Origin of the sequence: Companilactobacillus nantensis DSM 16982 (genome assembly GCF_001435815.1) — a bacterium.
In the GTDB taxonomy this organism is placed as follows: Bacteria; Bacillota; Bacilli; order Lactobacillales; family Lactobacillaceae; genus Companilactobacillus; species Companilactobacillus nantensis.
On sequence record NZ_AZFV01000079.1, the window covers coordinates 1 to 890 of the forward strand.

The window sequence follows — 890 nt, forward strand, 5'->3', positions numbered from 1 at the left end:
AACTGAGCCACTGTGACATCACTCGTACTATTATAGAGAAAAGTTATAAAAGTTGCAACGACTAAATTAAAAAATATGTGAATATTTTTAAGTTTTGAAACTCTTGTGAATGTAATGGGATTTAAGACGAATATTGAGGAGAATATGAATGAAAAAAATCTTAGTTGTTTTAACGAATAAATCACAATATGGCTATCATCCTGAGGCAACCGGACTCTGGTTGGGTGAGGCGACAGAGTTTGTTCGAATTGTTGAGGTTGCTGACTTTAAAGTTGATTATGTCAGTCCCAAAGGTGGGTATGTTCCAATTGATCCTCGAAGTTTTAAATATGCAACGCCCAATGATTTAACAATGTATCAAGATCCCGATTTTCAAAATCGAGCTTTAGCAAATACGCTCAGTCCAGATGAAATTGATCCACGTGATTATGCAGCAATTTATTATACAGGTGGCCATGGTGTGATGTGGGATTTTCCATATAACGAAAAATTACAACAAATTAGTCGGCAAATTTATCAAAACGATGGATTTTTGACATCTGTTTGTCATGGTATTTCTGGATTGTTATATATAAAAGATGATCAAGGACAATATTTGATTAGACATAAACATATTACTGGGTTTACGAACGCTGAGGAGCAATTGAGTGGTAAAAAGAAGTATGTGCCATTTTTGAATGAGGAAGTGGCGCAACTTCATGGAGCTATTTTTTCTAAAAAACGTCCTTATGCAGAATATGCTTTGGCTGATGGGCAGTTTATTACGGGACAAAATCCATTTTCACCAGCTGCTGTGGCTAAATTGTTAGTTAAAAAAATGCAATAAAAAAAGTCGTTAGATTAAATTCTAACGGCTTTTTCTATATTATTTATGTCACAGGTGAGATTCG

Annotated in this window: 1 protein-coding gene; it reads left to right on the top strand. The window is 34.6% G+C overall.

Annotated features, from left to right (window positions below):
- Positions 1 to 148 precede the first annotated feature (148 nt).
- Positions 149 to 826 carry a type 1 glutamine amidotransferase domain-containing protein gene (locus FD31_RS13765; RefSeq protein ID WP_057893332.1) on the top strand — a complete coding sequence of 226 codons (678 nt, stop codon included), beginning with the start codon at positions 149 to 151 and terminating at the stop codon, positions 824 to 826.
- Positions 827 to 890 lie beyond the last annotated feature (64 nt).